Source organism: Streptomyces sp. NBC_01296, from assembly GCF_035984415.1.
Lineage (GTDB): Bacteria > Actinomycetota > Actinomycetes > Streptomycetales > Streptomycetaceae > Streptomyces.
The window spans coordinates 4,486,184-4,502,672 of the sequence record NZ_CP130720.1 but is presented as its reverse complement, the minus strand read 5'-3'; the positions used below and the strand labels follow the sequence as shown (position 1 = coordinate 4,502,672).

General features: G+C 70.9%; 15 protein-coding genes and 2 tRNA genes. 13 read left to right on the top strand and 4 right to left on the bottom strand.

Going from position 1 to position 16,489, the window contains the following annotated elements; genetic code table 11:
• The first annotated feature begins 26 nt into the window (after positions 1–26).
• From dnaN to OG299_RS20270, 10 genes are all read left to right on the top strand, one after another.
• Positions 27–1,157 carry a DNA polymerase III subunit beta gene (gene dnaN, locus OG299_RS20315; protein ID WP_030153167.1) on the top strand — a complete coding sequence of 377 codons (1,131 nt, stop codon included), beginning with the start codon at positions 27–29 and terminating at the stop codon, positions 1,155–1,157.
• 239 nt (positions 1,158–1,396) lie between these two features.
• Complete coding sequence (gene gnd / locus OG299_RS20310; RefSeq protein WP_266627570.1) at positions 1,397–2,272, top strand: phosphogluconate dehydrogenase (NAD(+)-dependent, decarboxylating); 876 nt, start codon at positions 1,397–1,399, stop codon at positions 2,270–2,272.
• Between the two features lie 77 nt (positions 2,273–2,349).
• Positions 2,350–3,498: a DNA replication/repair protein RecF gene (gene recF, locus OG299_RS20305; RefSeq protein WP_327362227.1), complete on the top strand. Its 1,149-nt coding sequence runs from the start codon at positions 2,350–2,352 to the stop codon at positions 3,496–3,498.
• Positions 3,495–4,022 carry a DciA family protein gene (locus OG299_RS20300; protein ID WP_266627568.1) on the top strand — a complete coding sequence of 176 codons (528 nt, stop codon included), beginning with the start codon at positions 3,495–3,497 and terminating at the stop codon, positions 4,020–4,022. Before recF ends, OG299_RS20300 begins: the two co-directional genes overlap by 4 nt.
• A 375-nt stretch (positions 4,023–4,397) precedes the next feature.
• Positions 4,398–6,458 carry a DNA topoisomerase (ATP-hydrolyzing) subunit B gene (gyrB, locus tag OG299_RS20295; RefSeq protein WP_327362226.1) on the top strand — a complete coding sequence of 687 codons (2,061 nt, stop codon included), beginning with the start codon at positions 4,398–4,400 and terminating at the stop codon, positions 6,456–6,458.
• Between the two features lie 41 nt (positions 6,459–6,499).
• Entirely contained in the window at positions 6,500–9,106 is a 2,607-nt protein-coding gene (gene gyrA / locus OG299_RS20290) for a DNA gyrase subunit A (RefSeq protein ID WP_266627565.1), read from the top strand.
• 3 nt (positions 9,107–9,109) lie between these two features.
• A complete protein-coding gene (locus tag OG299_RS20285; RefSeq protein ID WP_327362225.1) occupies positions 9,110–9,763 on the top strand; it encodes a DUF3566 domain-containing protein in 654 nt (217 codons plus the stop codon).
• 94 nt (positions 9,764–9,857) lie between these two features.
• Positions 9,858–9,931: transfer RNA gene (locus OG299_RS20280), tRNA-Ile, on the top strand.
• Positions 9,932–10,076: 145 nt separating this feature from the next.
• Positions 10,077–10,211 (top strand): DLW-39 family protein, encoded by a 135-nt coding sequence (locus tag OG299_RS20275; protein WP_208809277.1) that lies wholly within the window; start codon positions 10,077–10,079, stop codon positions 10,209–10,211.
• Between the two features lie 122 nt (positions 10,212–10,333).
• Entirely contained in the window at positions 10,334–11,638 is a 1,305-nt protein-coding gene (locus OG299_RS20270) for a hypothetical protein (protein ID WP_327362224.1), read from the top strand.
• Between the two features lie 17 nt (positions 11,639–11,655).
• On the opposite strand, the gene OG299_RS20265 is transcribed toward OG299_RS20270, so the two are convergent.
• Positions 11,656–12,921, bottom strand: a complete 1,266-nt coding sequence (locus tag OG299_RS20265) for a serine/threonine-protein kinase (protein WP_327362223.1) — start codon at positions 12,919–12,921, stop codon at positions 11,656–11,658.
• A gap of 33 nt (positions 12,922–12,954) precedes the next feature.
• The gene (locus OG299_RS20260) at positions 12,955–13,503 is read right to left on the bottom strand and encodes a helix-turn-helix domain-containing protein (protein WP_266627559.1); all 549 of its coding nucleotides are present in this window, start codon (positions 13,501–13,503) and stop codon (positions 12,955–12,957) included.
• A gap of 164 nt (positions 13,504–13,667) precedes the next feature.
• On the opposite strand from OG299_RS20260, the gene OG299_RS20255 reads away from it, so the two are divergent.
• Positions 13,668–13,740: transfer RNA gene (locus OG299_RS20255), tRNA-Ala, on the top strand.
• 83 nt (positions 13,741–13,823) lie between these two features.
• Here OG299_RS20255 and OG299_RS20250 read toward each other — a convergent pair.
• The gene (locus tag OG299_RS20250) at positions 13,824–14,348 is read right to left on the bottom strand and encodes a GNAT family N-acetyltransferase (protein ID WP_266627557.1); all 525 of its coding nucleotides are present in this window, start codon (positions 14,346–14,348) and stop codon (positions 13,824–13,826) included.
• A 160-nt stretch (positions 14,349–14,508) separates the two neighbouring features.
• On the opposite strand from OG299_RS20250, the gene OG299_RS20245 reads away from it, so the two are divergent.
• Positions 14,509–14,955: a LysM peptidoglycan-binding domain-containing protein gene (locus tag OG299_RS20245; protein WP_266627555.1), complete on the top strand. Its 447-nt coding sequence runs from the start codon at positions 14,509–14,511 to the stop codon at positions 14,953–14,955.
• Positions 14,956–15,046: 91 nt separating this feature from the next.
• On the opposite strand, the gene OG299_RS20240 is transcribed toward OG299_RS20245, so the two are convergent.
• Positions 15,047–15,739 (bottom strand): DUF5324 family protein, encoded by a 693-nt coding sequence (locus OG299_RS20240; protein ID WP_327362222.1) that lies wholly within the window; start codon positions 15,737–15,739, stop codon positions 15,047–15,049.
• Positions 15,740–15,914: 175 nt separating this feature from the next.
• Between OG299_RS20240 and OG299_RS20235 the strand changes: the two genes are divergently transcribed.
• The gene (locus OG299_RS20235; RefSeq protein WP_266633395.1) at positions 15,915–16,442 is read left to right on the top strand and encodes a peptidylprolyl isomerase; all 528 of its coding nucleotides are present in this window, start codon (positions 15,915–15,917) and stop codon (positions 16,440–16,442) included.
• Positions 16,443–16,489 lie beyond the last annotated feature (47 nt).

Sequence of the window (16,489 nt, the reverse complement as noted above, 5' to 3'; positions counted from 1 at the left end):
GCGAGCAACAGCAGGAGGCGGTTCCGGTGAAGATCCGGGTGGAGCGCGACGTACTCGCGGAGGCGGTGGCTTGGGCTGCCCGTAGCCTCCCGGCCCGGCCGCCGGTGCCCGTTCTCGCGGGCCTGCTGCTGAAGGCCGAGGAGGGCACGCTGTCCCTCTCCGGCTTCGACTACGAGGTCTCGGCCCGCGTCTCCGTCGAGGCGGACGTCGAGGAGGACGGCACCGTCCTCGTCTCCGGCCGGCTGCTCGCCGACATCTGCCGCGCCCTCCCCAACCGCCCGGTGGAGATTTCCACAGACGGTGTACGGGCGACCGTGGTCTGCGGCTCCTCGCGATTCACGCTCCACACCCTGCCTGTGGAGGAGTACCCGGCGCTGCCGCAGATGCCGACCGCGACCGGCACCGTGCCCGGTGAGGTCTTCGCCTCCGCCGCCGCCCAGGTCGCCATCGCCGCCGGCCGCGACGACACGCTGCCCGTGCTGACCGGTGTGCGCATCGAGATCGAGGGCGACCGCGTCACGCTGGCCTCCACCGACCGCTACCGCTTCGCGGTCCGCGAGTTCCTGTGGAAGCCGGAGAACCCGGACGCCTCCGCCGTGGCCCTGGTGCCCGCCAAGACGCTCCTGGACACCGCCAAGTCCCTGACCAGCGGTGACACCGTCACCCTGGCGCTCTCGGGCTCCGGCGCGGGCGAGGGCCTCATCGGCTTCGAGGGCGCCGGCCGCCGCACCACCACCCGCCTGCTCGAAGGCGACCTGCCGAAGTACCGCACGCTGTTCCCGACGGAGTTCAACTCCATCGCCGTGATCGAGACCGCCCCGTTCGTCGAGGCCGTCAAGCGCGTGGCCCTGGTCGCCGAGCGCAACACCCCGGTCCGCCTCAGCTTCGAGCAGGGCGTGCTGATCCTGGAGGCCGGCTCCTCCGACGATGCACAGGCTGTGGAACGTGTGGACGCCAAACTCGAGGGCGACGACATCTCGATCGCCTTCAACCCGACCTTCCTGCTGGACGGCCTGAGCGCGATCGACTCCCCGGCCGCGCAGCTGAGCTTCACCACGTCCACCAAGCCGGCGCTGCTCAGCGGCCGCCCGGCGGTCGACGCCGAGGCCGACGAGGCGTACAAGTACCTGATCATGCCGGTGCGCCTGTCCGGCTGACGCACGCCTGCGTCGGGCCCGGTCTCGCAGGCTGCGGGGCCGGGCCCGACGGCGTTCGCCCCGCTCGCACGGCCCCCGGCGCCCCCCCGCCCCGGCGCCTCGTACGGGCCCTCGTACGGCCGCCCCTGGAGCGCCCGTGGCGCCGCGCGGCACCGCCCGGCGTAGGCTCGGAGCCTGGGTGTCCCGGGGGATTCCGGGGAACCCGGCACAGACGGCCACAACGCTTAAGGAACCACCTGATGGAGCTTGGTCTCGTCGGTCTCGGCAAGATGGGCGGCAACATGCGCGAGCGCATCCGCCGCGCAGGCCACACCGTCATCGGATACGACCGCAACCCGGACCTCGCCGATGTCCACAGCCTGCGGGAACTTGTGGACAGCCTGCAGGCCCCCCGCGTCGTGTGGGTGATGGTCCCGGCGGGTGCGGCGACGCAGTCCACCGTCGACGAGCTCGCGGAGCTGCTCTCGATCGGCGACATCGTGGTCGACGGCGGCAACTCCCGCTGGACCGACGACGAGAAGCACGCCGAGGAGCTGGCGGCCAAGGGCATCGGCTTCGTCGACTGCGGTGTCTCCGGCGGCGTGTGGGGCCTCGAGAACGGCTACGCGCTCATGTACGGCGGCGCGAAGGACCACGTGGCACGGGTCCAGCCGATCTTCGACGCCCTCAAGCCCGAGGGCGAGTTCGGCGCCGTGCACGCCGGCAAGGTCGGCGCGGGCCACTTCGCGAAGATGGTCCACAACGGCATCGAGTACGCCATGATGCAGGCCTATGCCGAGGGCTGGGAGCTGCTCGAGAAGGTGGACTCGGTCACCGACGTCCGCGAGGTCTTCCGGTCCTGGCAGGAAGGAACGGTCATCCGTTCCTGGCTGCTCGACCTCGCCGTGAACGCGCTGGACGAGGACGAGCACCTGGAGCAGCTGCGCGGCTTCGCGCAGGACTCGGGCGAAGGCCGGTGGACGGTGGAGGCGGCGATCGACAACGCCGTGCCGCTGCCCGCGATCACCGCCTCGCTCTTCGCGCGGTTCGCGTCCCGCCAGCAGGACTCGCCGCAGATGAAGATGATCGCCGCGCTGCGCAACCAGTTCGGCGGCCACGCGGTCGAGAAGGCGTAGCCGCCCGCCCGCCGAAGGGCGCGGCACCACAGCAGCACAGAGCAGAGCAGCAGGAAGCCGGGGGAGGTCGGCGTCGTATGCATGTTTCGCATCTCTCACTGGCCGACTTCCGCTCGTACGCCCGGGCCGAGGTTCCCCTCGACCCGGGCGTCACGGCCTTCGTGGGCCCCAACGGCCAGGGCAAGACGAACCTGGTCGAGGCCATCGGCTACCTGGCGACGCTGGGCAGCCACCGTGTCTCCTCGGACGCACCGCTCGTACGGATGGGCGCGGACCGGGCCGTCATCCGCGCGGCCGTCACCCACGGCGAGCGCCGGCAGCTGGTGGAGCTGGAGCTGAACCCGGGGCGGGCCAACCGCGCCCGGATCAACCGGTCCTCGCAGGTCAGGCCCCGGGACGTACTGGGGATCGTACGGACGGTGCTGTTCGCGCCGGAGGACCTGGCCCTGGTGAAAGGGGACCCCGGGGAGCGCCGGCGGTTCCTCGACGAGCTCGTCACGGCCCGCTCGCCGCGGATGGCGGCGGTGCGGTCGGACTACGAGCGGGTCCTCAAGCAGCGCAACACCCTGCTGAAGTCGGCGGCGATGGCCCGCCGGCACGGCGGCCGCTCCATGGACCTCTCCACCCTCGACGTATGGGACCAGCACCTCGCGCGCGCGGGCGCGGAGCTTCTGGCGCAGCGCCTCGACCTGATCGCGACGCTGCTGCCGCTGGCGGACAAGGCGTACGAGCAGCTCGCGCCCGGCGGCGGCCCGCTGGGCCTCGCGTACAAGTCCTCGGCCGGCGGCGAGGCCGGCGAGACGGTGGACAGCGGTACGGCGCGCACGCGCGAAGCGCTGTACGAGGTGCTGATGGCGGCCCTGGCCGAGGTGCGCAAGCAGGAGATCGAGCGCGGCGTGACCCTGGTGGGCCCGCACCGCGACGACGTGCTCCTGCGTCTCGGCGACCTCCCGGCCAAGGGGTACGCGAGCCACGGCGAGTCCTGGTCGTACGCGCTGGCGCTGCGGCTGGCCTCGTACGAGCTGCTGCGCTCGGAGGGCGCCGAGCCGGTGCTGATCCTGGACGACGTCTTCGCGGAGCTGGACGCACGGCGCCGGGAGCGGCTGGCGGAACTGGTGGCTCCGGGCGAACAGGTGCTGGTGACGGCGGCGGTGGACGACGACGTTCCGGGTGTCCTGGCGGGAACCCGGTTCGGGGTGTCCGGCGGTGAGGTGACCCGGCTGTGAGCGACGAGAAGAAGGAACCGCGCAAGGTCCCGGAGCCCTCGGGCGTGGACCTCGCGCGGCAGGCGCTGGCGGCGGCCCGGGAGCAGGCGCGGGCCCGGGGCAATGCGGCCGTCGGGAAGAAGGGGAGCCGGCAGCCGGGACTGCGCTCGGGTGCGCGCGCGGACGGCCGCGACCCGATGCCGTTGATGGCGGCGCTGGACCGGCTGCGCACGGAGCACGGCTGGGAGATGCCGATGGCGGTCGCGGGCGTGATGGAGCGCTGGCCGGAGATCGTCGGGCCGGAGATCGCGGCGCACTGTGAACCGGAGCGGTACGAGGACCGTGAACTGGTCGTGCGGTGTGATTCCTCGGCATGGGCGGCGCAGCTGAAGCTGCTGGCTCCGCAGCTGGTGGCGCGGCTGAACGCGGACCTGGGGCAGGGCACGGTCCGGATGATCAAGGTCCAGGGCCCGGGCGGACGCCCGAAGCGGTACGGGCCGCTGCGCGCACCGGGCAGTACGGGCCCGGGGGACACGTACGGATAGCCGCGCGGCCGCGCCCGCCGCGGTCCGCGGCAGGGCCGGCCCCGGCCCGGCATACCGGCCGGTGTGCCTCTTTCGCGCACCCCCTGCACCCATCGCCCCGGGTGGCGTCCCTCACGGTAGCGGGAGGTTGACAGGCCGAAGCGCTGGGTGCCCGTGTGAGCCTCTTTGAGCCCCTTCCCGGATATGGGGAGTCGGAGAGAGGAGGTTCAGGGCGGCACATGCGGACTCAGGTACCGGCAAACCCCCATTCATGTCCGTGGTACCGGTAGACTGAAGCGAATCCCGCCCGCTTGCGGGATCTAGCTGACAAACGCTGACAACGCAGATCGACGCAGCCGCTCCTGCTTGCATGCCTGCTGGCCCGGAGTACGGCCTGTGCTGTGCCAGAAAGGGCGCTTCGTGGCCGATTCCGGCAACCCCAACGACAACCAGTCCACAGCCGGCGAGAACGGCGAGGTAACCGCCTCGTACGACGCCAGCGCGATCCAGGTCCTCGAGGGCCTGGACGCGGTCCGCAAGCGGCCAGGCATGTACATCGGCTCGACCGGTGAGCGCGGGCTGCACCACCTCGTCCAGGAGGTCGTCGACAACTCGGTCGACGAGGCCATGGCCGGGCACGCGGACACGATCGACGTCACGATCCTCGCCGACGGCGGCGTGCGGGTCATCGACAACGGCCGTGGCATTCCGGTCGGCATCGTGCCGTCCGAGGGCAAGCCGGCGGTGGAGGTCGTGCTGACGGTCCTGCACGCGGGCGGCAAGTTCGGCGGCGGCGGCTACGCCGTCTCCGGTGGTCTGCACGGCGTGGGTGTGTCCGTCGTGAACGCCCTGTCGACGAAGGTAGCGGTCGAGGTCAAGACCGACGGCTACCGCTGGACCCAGGACTACAAGCTCGGTGTTCCGACGGCGGCGCTGGCGAAGAACGAGGAGACCGACGAGCACGGCACGTCGGTGACGTTCTGGGCCGACCCGGACATCTTCGAGACGACCGACTACTCCTTCGAGACGCTGTCGCGGCGCTTCCAGGAGATGGCCTTCCTCAACAAGGGCCTGACCCTGACGCTGACCGACGAGCGCGAGTCGGCGAAGGCGACCGTCGGTGCGGACGACCCCGACGCGGACGCGGCCGAGCCCACCGCGCGCACGGTCAAGTACTACTACGAGGGCGGCATCGTCGACTTCGTGACGTACCTGAACTCGCGCAAGGGCGAGCTCATCCACCCGACCGTCATCGACGTCGAGGCCGAGGACAAGGAGCGCCTGCTCTCGGTCGAGATCGCGATGCAGTGGAACTCGCAGTACACGGAGGGCGTGTACTCCTTCGCGAACACGATCCACACCCACGAGGGCGGCACGCACGAGGAAGGCTTCCGTGCGGCGCTGACGGGTCTGGTGAACCGTTACGCGCGCGACAAGAAGCTGCTCCGCGAGAAGGACGACAACCTCGCCGGCGAGGACATCCGCGAGGGTCTGACGGCGATCATCTCGGTCAAGCTGGGCGAGCCGCAGTTCGAGGGCCAGACGAAGACCAAGCTGGGCAACACCGAGGCCAAGACCTTCGTGCAGAAGGTCGTCCACGAGCACCTCAACGACTGGTTCGACCGCAACCCGGTCGAGGCCGCGGACATCATCCGCAAGTCGATCCAGGCGGCAACGGCGCGCGTCGCGGCCCGCAAGGCCCGTGACCTCACCCGCCGCAAGGGCCTGCTGGAGAGCGCCTCGCTGCCGGGCAAGCTGTCCGACTGCCAGTCGAACGACCCGACCAAGTGCGAGATCTTCATCGTCGAGGGTGACTCGGCCGGTGGCTCCGCGAAGTCCGGCCGCAACCCGATGTACCAGGCCATCCTGCCGATCCGCGGCAAGATCCTGAACGTCGAGAAGGCCCGTATCGACAAGATCCTCCAGAACACCGAGGTCCAGGCGCTGATCAGCGCCTTCGGTACCGGTGTGCACGAGGACTTCGACATCGAGAAGCTCCGCTATCACAAGATCATCCTGATGGCGGACGCCGACGTCGACGGCCAGCACATCAACACCCTGCTGCTGACCTTCCTGTTCCGCTTCATGCGGCCGCTGGTCGAAGCCGGCCACGTGTACCTGTCGCGCCCGCCGCTCTACAAGATCAAGTGGGGCCGGGACGACTTCGAGTACGCGTACTCGGACCGCGAGCGCGACGCCCTCGTCGAACTGGGCAAGCAGAACGGCAAGCGGATCAAGGAAGACTCGATCCAGCGCTTCAAGGGTCTGGGCGAGATGAACGCCGAGGAGCTGCGCGTCACCACCATGGACGTCGACCACCGTGTGCTCGGCCAGGTCACCCTGGACGACGCGGCCCAGGCCGACGACCTGTTCTCGGTGCTGATGGGTGAGGACGTCGAAGCGCGGCGCTCCTTCATCCAGCGCAACGCCAAGGACGTTCGGTTCCTCGACATCTGAGTCGGTCTCCGCTGACCGCCTGAAAGGACTTCTGACCAGCAATGGCCGACGAAACCACCCCCACCGCCGAGGAATCCGCGGCGGAGCAGCCCGTCATGCGCATCGAGCCCGTCGGGCTCGAGACGGAGATGCAGCGCTCCTACCTCGACTACGCGATGTCCGTCATCGTGTCCCGCGCGCTGCCCGACGTACGGGACGGCCTCAAGCCGGTCCACCGCCGCGTGCTGTACGCGATGTACGACGGCGGCTACCGGCCCGAGAAGGGCTTCTACAAGTGCGCCCGCGTCGTCGGTGACGTCATGGGTACGTACCACCCGCACGGCGACAGCTCCATCTACGACGCCCTGGTCCGCCTGGCCCAGCCGTGGTCGATGCGCATGCCTCTGGTGGACAGCAACGGCAACTTCGGCTCCCCGGGCAACGACCCGGCGGCCGCGATGCGCTACACCGAGTGCAAGCTGATGCCGCTGGCCATGGAGATGCTCCGGGACATCGACGAGGAGACCGTCGACTTCACGGACAACTACGACGGCCGCAACCAGGAGCCGACCGTCCTGCCGGCCCGCTTCCCGAACCTGCTGGTCAACGGCAGCGCCGGTATCGCCGTCGGCATGGCCACCAACATCCCGCCGCACAACCTGCGCGAGGTCGCGGCCGGCGCCCAGTGGGCGCTGGAGCACCCGGACGCCTCGCACGAGGAGCTGCTCGACGCGCTCCTGGAGCGGATCAAGGGCCCCGACTTCCCGTCGGGCGCGCTGGTCGTGGGCCGCAAGGGCATCGAGGAGGCGTACCGGACCGGGCGCGGCTCCATCACCATGCGCGCGGTGGTCGAGGTCGAGGAGATCCAGAACCGCCAGTGCCTGGTGGTCACGGAGCTTCCGTACCAGACCAACCCGGACAACCTGGCGCAGAAGATCGCCGACCTCGTGAAGGACGGCAAGGTCGGCGGCATCGCCGACGTGCGCGACGAGACCTCGTCGCGCACGGGCCAGCGTCTGGTGATCGTGCTCAAGCGCGACGCGGTCGCCAAGGTCGTGCTGAACAACCTGTACAAGCACACCGACCTCCAGACGAACTTCGGCGCGAACATGCTGGCGCTGGTGGACGGCGTGCCGCGCACGCTGTCGGTCGACGCGTTCATCCGCCACTGGGTCACGCACCAGATCGAGGTCATCGTCCGGCGGACGAAGTTCCGTCTGCGCAAGGCGGAGGAGCGGGCGCACATCCTGCGCGGCCTGCTCAAGGCGCTGGACGCGATCGACGAGGTCATCGCCCTGATCCGGCGCAGCAACACCGTCGAGATCGCGCGCGAGGGCCTGATGGGCCTCCTGGAGATCGACGAGATCCAGGCCAACGCGATCCTCGAGATGCAGCTGCGGCGCCTGGCGGCCCTGGAGCGGCAGAAGATCGTCGCCGAGCACGACGAGCTCCAGGCGAAGATCAACGAGTACAACGCGATCCTGGCCTCGCCGGAGAAGCAGCGCTCCATCGTCAGCGAGGAGCTGGCGGCGATCGTCGAGAAGTACGGCGACGACCGGCGCTCCAAGCTGGTGCCCTTCGACGGCGACATGTCCATGGAGGACCTGATCGCCGAAGAGGACATCGTCGTCACGATCACGCACGGCGGCTACGTCAAGCGCACCAAGACCGAGGACTACCGCTCGCAGAAGCGCGGCGGCAAGGGCGTGCGCGGCACGAAGCTGAAGCAGGACGACCTGGTCGACCACTTCTTCGTGTCCACCACGCACCACTGGCTGCTGTTCTTCACGAACAAGGGCCGGGTCTACCGCTCCAAGGCGTACGAGCTGCCGGACGCCGGCCGCGACGCCCGCGGGCAGCACGTGGCGAACCTGCTGGCCTTCCAGCCGGACGAGAAGATCGCCCAGATCCTCGCGATCCGCGACTACGAGGCCGCCCCGTACCTGATCCTGGCCACCAAGGGCGGCCTGGTGAAGAAGACGGCGCTCAAGGACTACGACTCGCCCCGTTCGGGTGGTGTCATCGCCATCAACCTCCGGGAGACGGGCGCCGACGGCGCCGACGGCACCGCTGACGAGCTGATCGGCGCCGAGCTGGTGTCCGCCGAGGACGACCTGCTGCTGATCAGCAAGAAGGCGCAGTCGATCCGCTTCACGGCGACCGACGACGCGCTGCGCCCGATGGGCCGCGCCACCTCGGGCGTGAAGGGCATGAGTTTCCGCGAGGGTGACGAACTGCTCTCCATGAGCGTGGTCCGGCCCGGTACGTTCGTCTTCACCGCGACCGACGGCGGTTACGCCAAGCGGACGCCGGTCGACGAGTACCGCGTCCAGGGTCGTGGTGGTCTGGGCATCAAGGCCGCGAAGATCGTGGAGGACCGCGGGTCGCTCGTCGGGGCGCTCGTGGTGGACGAATCGGACGAGATTCTCGCCATCACGCTGGGCGGTGGTGTGATTCGTACGCGAGTCAACGAAGTCAGGGAGACCGGCCGTGACACCATGGGCGTCCAGCTGATCAACCTGGGCAAGCGCGATGCCGTGGTCGGTATCGCTCGTAACGCCGAGGCCGGTCAGGATGCTGACGAGGTCGAGGAGACCGAGGCAGCCGAAGGACAGGCCGCCGAGTCCGCCGAGGGCACGCAGCCCTCGGCCGGGGAGCACGAGGAGTAAGTCGTGAGTGGAGCCACGGGCGCCGGACCGGCCGAGACTGGGGACGACGGTGCCCGTGGCCCCGCCGCGGACTCCCCCGGTGGGGGCGCGGCCGCCGAGGGCAGGGGGAGAACCGTGACGGACACCCGCAAGCCGAAGCAGGAGAAGGCCGCGGCCGGCCAGCAGCCGGAGCAGCCGTACCACCCGCCGCAGGCCTACGCGGCGCCCTCGGGCCCGGGCGCGCCGCGGGGTGCCGGGGACGCCGGTGCGCAGCGCAAGGCGCGTACGGGGGCCCGTACGACGCCCAGGACGCGCAAGGCGCGGCTGCGGGTGGCCAAGGCCGACCCGTGGTCGGTGATGAAGGTCAGCTTCCTGCTGTCGATCGCGCTGGGCGTCTGCACGATCGTGGCGTCGGTGGTGCTGTGGATGGTCATGGACGCCATGGGCGTCTTCTCGACCGTCGGCGGCACCATCAGCGAGGCGACCGGGTCGAACGAGAGCAACGGATTCGACCTCCAGTCGTTCCTGTCGCTGCCGCGCGTTCTGATCTTCACGTCGGTCATCGCGGTGATCGACGTGGTGCTGGCGACGGCGCTGGCGACGCTGGGCGCGTTCATCTACAACCTGTCGGCGGGCTTCGTCGGCGGTGTGGAGCTCACGCTCGCCGAGGACGAGTGACCGCCGAATGACCTGCGGGGACGCCCCCGGGGAACGGATTTTGGCGTGACCGTGTCTGTGCGCTAATCTTCAGGAGTCAGCGCGCAGCGCGGATGGGGCTATAGCTCAGTTGGTTAGAGCGCATCCCTGATAAGGATGAGGCCACAGGTTCAAATCCTGTTAGCCCCACAGTGAAGAAGACCCCCAGGCCACCGGCCTGGGGGTCTTCTTCGTAGGGCCAGTTGAGCCCTTCCCAGGTCACCGAACGGTATCGGTGCGTGTGTATTGTTGGCCGTCAGAAGTCCCCAACGTCAATGAAAGACGAGGTCGCGCGGTGAAGAAGCTGCTCCTGGTCGCACTGGCCGCCATCGGCGGGCTCCTCGTGTACCGCCAGATCCAGGCGGACCGCGCCGAGCAGGACCTGTGGACGGAGGCAACTGACTCCGTGCCTTCCGGTTCCGGTGTGTGAGACCCAAGGCTGATCTCATGAAGCCCCGGCTGCCGCTGCGGCCGGGGCTTTGTGCTGTTCTGTGACAAAAAGTTACGTTATGCAAAGATTTGGCTTGCGCTAGCAAAATCGGGGTGGGCGTGATGGCTCGGGTACGGAAGACGGTGCTGGTGGGGGCGGCGGCCCTGGGGCTGGCCACGGGCCTGCCGGGGGCGGTGCAGGCCGCCACGGCGCCCTCGCAGCCGCTGCCGGCGTACCAGGGCGCCCCGGGCGCCAAGAAGATCGAGGGCAAGGCCAGCAGTGCGGACGCCCCGCTCGTGGCGCCCGGGCAGGTCTACGCGGACACCCTGGCCCCGGGCGAGCGCGTCTACCGGCTCAACCTCGACGACGCCTCCAGCGTGTACTTCTCCGCGGTGCTCCAGCCCCCGCGCGGGGCCAAGGTCGGATACGGCGACGGCCTCGAGGTCGCGGTCATGACCAAGGAGGGCGCGCGCTGCCCGAACAACCCCGGCCGGGCCGGCTTCGGCTACGACCCCGTCCCGCTCGGCGCGGTCGCCGTACGGCGGCTCGAGGAGGACGCCGAATGCCAGGGCGCCGGGGTCTACTTCGCCAAGGTCACCCGCACCGCAGCGAAGGACTCCGACCAGAGCGCGTGGCCGGTGGAACTCCTGCTCCAGCGCGAGCCCGGCCTCGCCACGGGCAGCGCCCCCGCCACCGCGCCCAGCGTCTGGCCCTCGGCCTCGCCGACGCTGCCCGGCACCGAGCCGGTGGCGCGGACCGGCGGCACCGGTTTCAACGACGCCCGCGCCCTGGGCAGCGGGGTCTGGCGTGACGACCTGCGGCCCGGGCAGACCCGCTTCTACCGGGTACCGCTGGACTGGGGGCAGCAGTTGGGACTCAGCGCCGAGCTCGCCGACGCCAGGATGACCAAGCCGTACGGGTCCGCCTCCAACGGGCTCACCGTCTCGCTCTACAGCCCGTACCGGAGCCTGGTCACGGACAAGGACATCTCCTACAGCGGCAAGCAGGCGGGCGTCACCCTGCCGAAGACGGCCCCGGTGGCCTACGAGAACCGCTTCTCGGACACCGACGGGGTGCGCGGGGCCCGGGTGGCCGGCTGGTACTACATCGCCGTGACCCTGGGCGGGAAGGTCGCCGAGTTCACCGAGGGCGCGAGCCCCGTGCCGCTGACCCTGCGCATGGACGTCACCGGCGGCCCGGCCAAGGCGCCCGCGTACAAGGAGAGCCTGACCGCCGCCGGATTCGGGGTCGGCGCCGACGACCGGGCCGCGGCCAAGGACGGGCTCACCGCACCCGAGGCCACGGAGGCGGCCGGCAGCCGCTCGGTGATGCGGGTGGTGGCCGGCGCGGGCTTCGCCGCCGGGACGGCGCTGCTGCTGGTGCTCGGCGGCTGGATCCTGCTGGCCCGGCGGGGCCGGAGCGGGTAGTCCTCCCCCGGGGGCCCTCAGAGCCCGGTCAGTGCCCAGACGCCCACGGCGAAGCAGAGCAGCGCGGCGACCAGGATCCCGACGGCGACCTTCGGCGGGGGCGGGGCGATGCCGCCGGTCCGGGCGGGCGGCGGGGCAGGGGCCGCGGGGTGCGGGACGGTCGGCGGCTCCGGCGGAGCCAGGTGGAAGCTGCCGGTGCCGGTCGCGTCGGCCGGGGCCGCGTACGGGGAGGCGGGGGAGGCGGCGTACGGGGAGGCCTGGGCCGTCGCGACCGTGCCGCGGGGATCGGCGGGGGTGGGCCCGGACGGCGCCGTCACGGGTGTTGCCGCCGCGGGCGGGGCGCCGGACGGCTGAACCGCCGCCGCGGCCGCCGTGGGCGTCTCGGGGGTCACCGCAGCCGTGCTCTGGGGGCCCTGGGGGCCGAAGCCGACGGGGATCGGGCCGAGTTGGTCGAACACCTCCACCGGGTCCTCGTCCGGCGCGGGCGGCGGGAGCAGCTCCACGGCCTCGGCAAGGGCCTTGCGGGCCCCTGTGGCGGTCCGGAACCGGCTCTGCGGATCCGGTTGCAGGAGGTTCGCGACGACGTCCCAGAGCGGCGCGGGGAGGCCCTCGGGGGCGCCGGGGGTGCCGTGGGCGAGGAAGTGCTCCACCAGGGCTTGGGAATCGGGCTTGCGGCCCTGGAGGAGGTACAGCGCGACCAGCCCGACGGCGAAGAGGTCCGCGGGGAAGTCGGGTTCGGAGCCCAGCAGTTGTTCGGGGGCGAAATAACCGGGCGTGCCCACCACGTAGTTGGTCTCGGTGAGCCGGGGCTCGCCCTTGCGCATCGAGATGCCGAAGTCGGACAGCCGCAGGTGCGGCCGCCCGGTTCCGGTGGCCTCCATCAGGATGTTGGCCGGCTTGATGTCGCGGTGGACGACACCCTCCGCGTGCACCGCGGCCAGCCCCGACAGGAGCTGGTCGAGCAGCGTGCACACGAACCGGGGCGGCAGCGGGCCGTAGTCCCCGATCACGTGGGCGAGGGAGCCGCCGGCCACGAGGTCCATCGTGAACAGGACCTTGTCGTCGTCCGCCGCCCAGCTGGCCGGGGCCAGCACGTGCGGGTGGTCGATGCGCAGCGCCTGCTCCCGTACGAAGCGCAGCAGGGTGTGGGCGTCGCTCTGCCGGAGGACCTTGGCGGCGACGTACCGGCGGCGCCGGTGGTCCCAGGCCCGCCATACGGCGCCCACGCCGCCGCGGCCGATCGGATCGATCAGCTCGTACCGGCCGGCGAAGATCTCACCCATCGCTGCGCCCGTCCCCCGTACCCGTCCGTCGTGTCAGTTCTGGTGCGACTCGTAGTGGGCGACCGCGTCCGCGGTGCGGCCCGCGCCGTAGACCCGGAGGAACTCTGCCAGTTCCGGATGGCTGGGGGCGAGGGACTCGGCCGCGTCGATGATGTCGCCGGCCGCGGAGACCGAGCGCAGCAGCGACTGGATCTCCCGGACGACGCGCTTGACGGTCGGCGCGCCGGAACCGGTGGTGGTCTGGCCGCTGTTGCTGAGGACGGAGCCTCCCTGGGTCTTCTTGATCTCGTCCATCCGGTCGGTGGCCTCGGCCGCGCTCACGCTTCCGTCCGCCACCTGGCCGGCGAGGTCCTGGAGCGCCTGGACGCGCTGGACCACGGCCGGGTTCCCGATCTTGGCCCGCTGGCCGCTCATCAGCTGGGAGAGCATGGGCGCGGACAGGCCGAGGACGGCAGCGAGGCGGGCCTGGTTCAAGCCGAGGTCATCTATGAGCCGGCGGAAGAGGGCGCCGAGCGGCTCCCCGTACCAACTGCGCTGGAGTTCCCGGGCTCTGGCCGTGGCCTCTTGCTGTACAGCGTCCACTCTTACTACTCCCCTACTTCGCTGGTGCGAACCTCGCGAGCATCTTACGGAGAGTGGTCGCAGGGCGGGAGTCCCTATCATTTTGCGAGATGCGGGGGTACACCCGGTACTCTGTTCTGCGGAACGGCCACTCCTTCGCGGGAGACGGTCGCGTCCACCGTTTCGGGGCTTTAGCTCAGTTGGTAGAGCGCTGCCTTTGCAAGGCAGATGTCAGGAGTTCGAATCTCCTAAGCTCCACAGCATCAGAGGCCCCCTGGCCAGCGGAAACGCCGGCCAGGGGGCCTCTTCGTGCGGGCTGGGGCGACCGCGCGCGGCCGCTGCTAGAGGTCGATCCAGTAGCGGCGCTTGGGGCCGATGAGCGTCTCGCGGACGTCCTCGAGGACGCCGCCGCCGCGCTCGATCGTGCGCACGGACCCCGTGTTGTCCGGGTCGCACGTCAGCAGGACCCGGTCCATTCCCATGATCCGGGCCTCGTGCAGGACCGCGCGCAGGGCCCAGCCGGCCAGGCCGCGGCGGCGGGCGGAGGGCCGCACGCCGTAGCCGATGTGGCCGCCGGCGTCGAGGAGGAACCCGTTCAGGTAGTGGCGCAGGTCGATGGCGCCCAGATAGGTGTCGCCCTCGGCGATCCACCAGTACGTGGCGTGGACGCGGCCCTGCTCGACCGGGACCGTGCGGTCCCCGTACAGGCGCAGTCGCTCGGTCCAGGCGGCGAAGCCCTCGGCGCTGTCGACGTCGTCGTCGGAGCCGAGGCCGGCTCCGTCCATGTGGGCGTCGGGACCCCATTCCTCGCGGGCGGCGAGCCAGGAGGCGTGCAGCCGGGGGGAGGGGAAGGTGAGCTCGGGCATCCGGGGACAGTAACAGCCCGGCAGCAGCCCGGGCGCCCGGCGGCGAGCGGGCCCGGTGTCCCCCGGTTGGCGCCGTCACAGGGCCGGGCGGCCGCTCCTGTCCGACAGTGGGGGAAGGCACCGAGCCAGGGGGCGACACCACCGCCGGAGGCGTACAGACATGGGACTCTTCGACTTCCTCAAGTCCGACAAGAAGAAACACGAGGCCGCCGAGAAGGCAGCGGCGGCCTCGTCCGCCGACTACGCGTCGAAGTACAGCGACGGCGTCTCGGCCACCAAGGCCGCCGCCGAGCGGATGGCCGCCGCGGCTCCGCCGAAGGCCGCACCGGTTCCGCCGAAGCCCGCCGCGGCGCCCCACTCGCCGTACACCCCGACCCCGGCGTCCGCCGCCCACAAGGCGGTTCCCGCGGCCCCGGCCTCGGGGCCCGCGCCGACCGCCGCGCAGCTCATGTACACCGTGCGGGCCGGCGACTCGCTCTCCTCGATCGCCCGCCGGGAGCTGGGCAACGAGGCCCGCTGGCGCGAGCTGTACGCCATGAACAGGGGCGTCATCGGCTCCAACCCCGAACTGCTCCGCCCGGGGCAGGTGCTCACCCTCCCCCGCTAGCCGCGCGAGGGCAGGAACGGCGGGAGGGCCCGGATCCACCGGATCCGGGCCCTCCCGCCTGCTCCTGCCGTCCGTGCCGGGCGCCTGCCGGCTACATCGGGTTCTCGTCCGCCGGGCCGGACCCGCTCTCGCGCTCCTTCGCCGCCAGCTCGTCGTCGAAGCTGGCCTGTTCGCGCTCCCGGGACAGCTCCGTGGCCGCCGGCGGCTCGACGAGCCAGTCCGGGTTCGACTGCTGGTCCCACCACCGCCACGCCATGTACGCGCCGGCGGCCACGGCGCCGATCACCGCCACCCACTTCAGCGCCCGGCCGGTGCAGGCCCGCCGCTCGTTGCGCCTGACCAGCTTCTGCACTTCCTTGGCCGACACCTGGCCGCGCAGCGCCGCCAGGGCCGCCGTCGACCGTGACGCGGCCTCTTCGGCCACCGGCTGGGCCGCCGCCAGCGCGCTCTCGAGCCTCGGCTGCGTGTAGTCGGCCGCCTGGCGCGCCGCCCGGCGCGTGTGGTGCACCGCCATGGTCGCCGCCCGGTCGACGTTCGGCGGCACGTGCGCGCGCGCCGCCTTCATCCGCGGATGCAGATGGCAGTCGTACGCCGTACGGGCCTGCCGTGCCGCCTCGGCGGTCGCGTACGACACCTTCGGTGCCAGCCGCTCGTTCGCCTCGGTCGCGTAGTGCACGGCGGCTTCCCTGGCGGTTGCTGCGTACGGCGCCACCACTTCCGCTGCGTGCTTGACCGTGTCCCTGGCGCTTTCGGCGGCCAGGTGCACGCTGTCCTTGCGGGTCACGGGATCCTCCTCCTCGGTGGCGGACACAGTTCACCTTTCCACCCTTTGTCGGATCATGCCTGCCATACCGTCGAGCGGCATGCGTGACAGGGCATACGGGTGGAGGATTTCTGTGCCGTGCAGCCCTCCGTGGGAGGATCTGGAACCGACAGTGATGACTATGGAAGGCAGATCCGTGGCCGAGAAGCTCTACGCCACCCTGAAGACCAACCACGGCGACATCGAGATCGAGCTGCTGGCGAACTTCGCCCCGAAGACGGTCAAGAACTTCGTGGAGCTGGCCACGGGCGCCCGCGAATGGACCCGTCCCACCGACGGCCAGAAGACCACCGATCCGCTGTACGACGGCACTGTCTTCCACCGCGTCATCAGCGGTTTCATGATCCAGGGCGGCGACCCGCTCGGCAACGGCACCGGCGGCCCGGGCTACCGGTTCGCCGACGAGTTCCACCCCGACCTGGCCTTCACCAAGCCGTACCTGCTCGCCATGGCCAACGCCGGCCCGGGCACCAACGGGTCCCAGTTCTTCATCACCGTCGCCCCCACCGCCTGGCTGACCCGCAAGCACACCATCTTCGGCGAGGTCACCGGCAAGGCCAGCCAGAAGGTCGTCGACGACATCGCCGGCCTGCGGACGAACCCGCGCACCGAGCGCCCCCTCGACGACGTGATCATCCAGTCCGTCGTCGTCGAGAAGCGCTGACCGGCGGCCGCGCCCCCGGGAACCTTTCCGCCCCGCCCGTCCGTCCT

Bases quoted from the DNA above. Each gene is read 5' to 3' on its own strand.
- gnd (WP_266627570.1), top strand. From the start codon at position 1,397: ATGGAGCTTGGTCTCGTCGGTCTCGGCAAGATGGGCGGCAACATGCGC.
- recF (WP_327362227.1), top strand. From the start codon at position 2,350: ATGCATGTTTCGCATCTCTCACTGGCCGACTTCCGCTCGTACGCCCGG.
- OG299_RS20250 (WP_266627557.1), bottom strand. From the start codon at position 14,348: ATGCCCGAGCTCACCTTCCCCTCCCCCCGGCTGCACGCCTCCTGGCTC.
- OG299_RS20270 (WP_327362224.1), top strand. From the start codon at position 10,334: ATGGCTCGGGTACGGAAGACGGTGCTGGTGGGGGCGGCGGCCCTGGGG.
- OG299_RS20245 (WP_266627555.1), top strand. From the start codon at position 14,509: ATGGGACTCTTCGACTTCCTCAAGTCCGACAAGAAGAAACACGAGGCC.
- OG299_RS20265 (WP_327362223.1), bottom strand. From the start codon at position 12,921: ATGGGTGAGATCTTCGCCGGCCGGTACGAGCTGATCGATCCGATCGGC.
- gyrA (WP_266627565.1), top strand. From the start codon at position 6,500: ATGGCCGACGAAACCACCCCCACCGCCGAGGAATCCGCGGCGGAGCAG.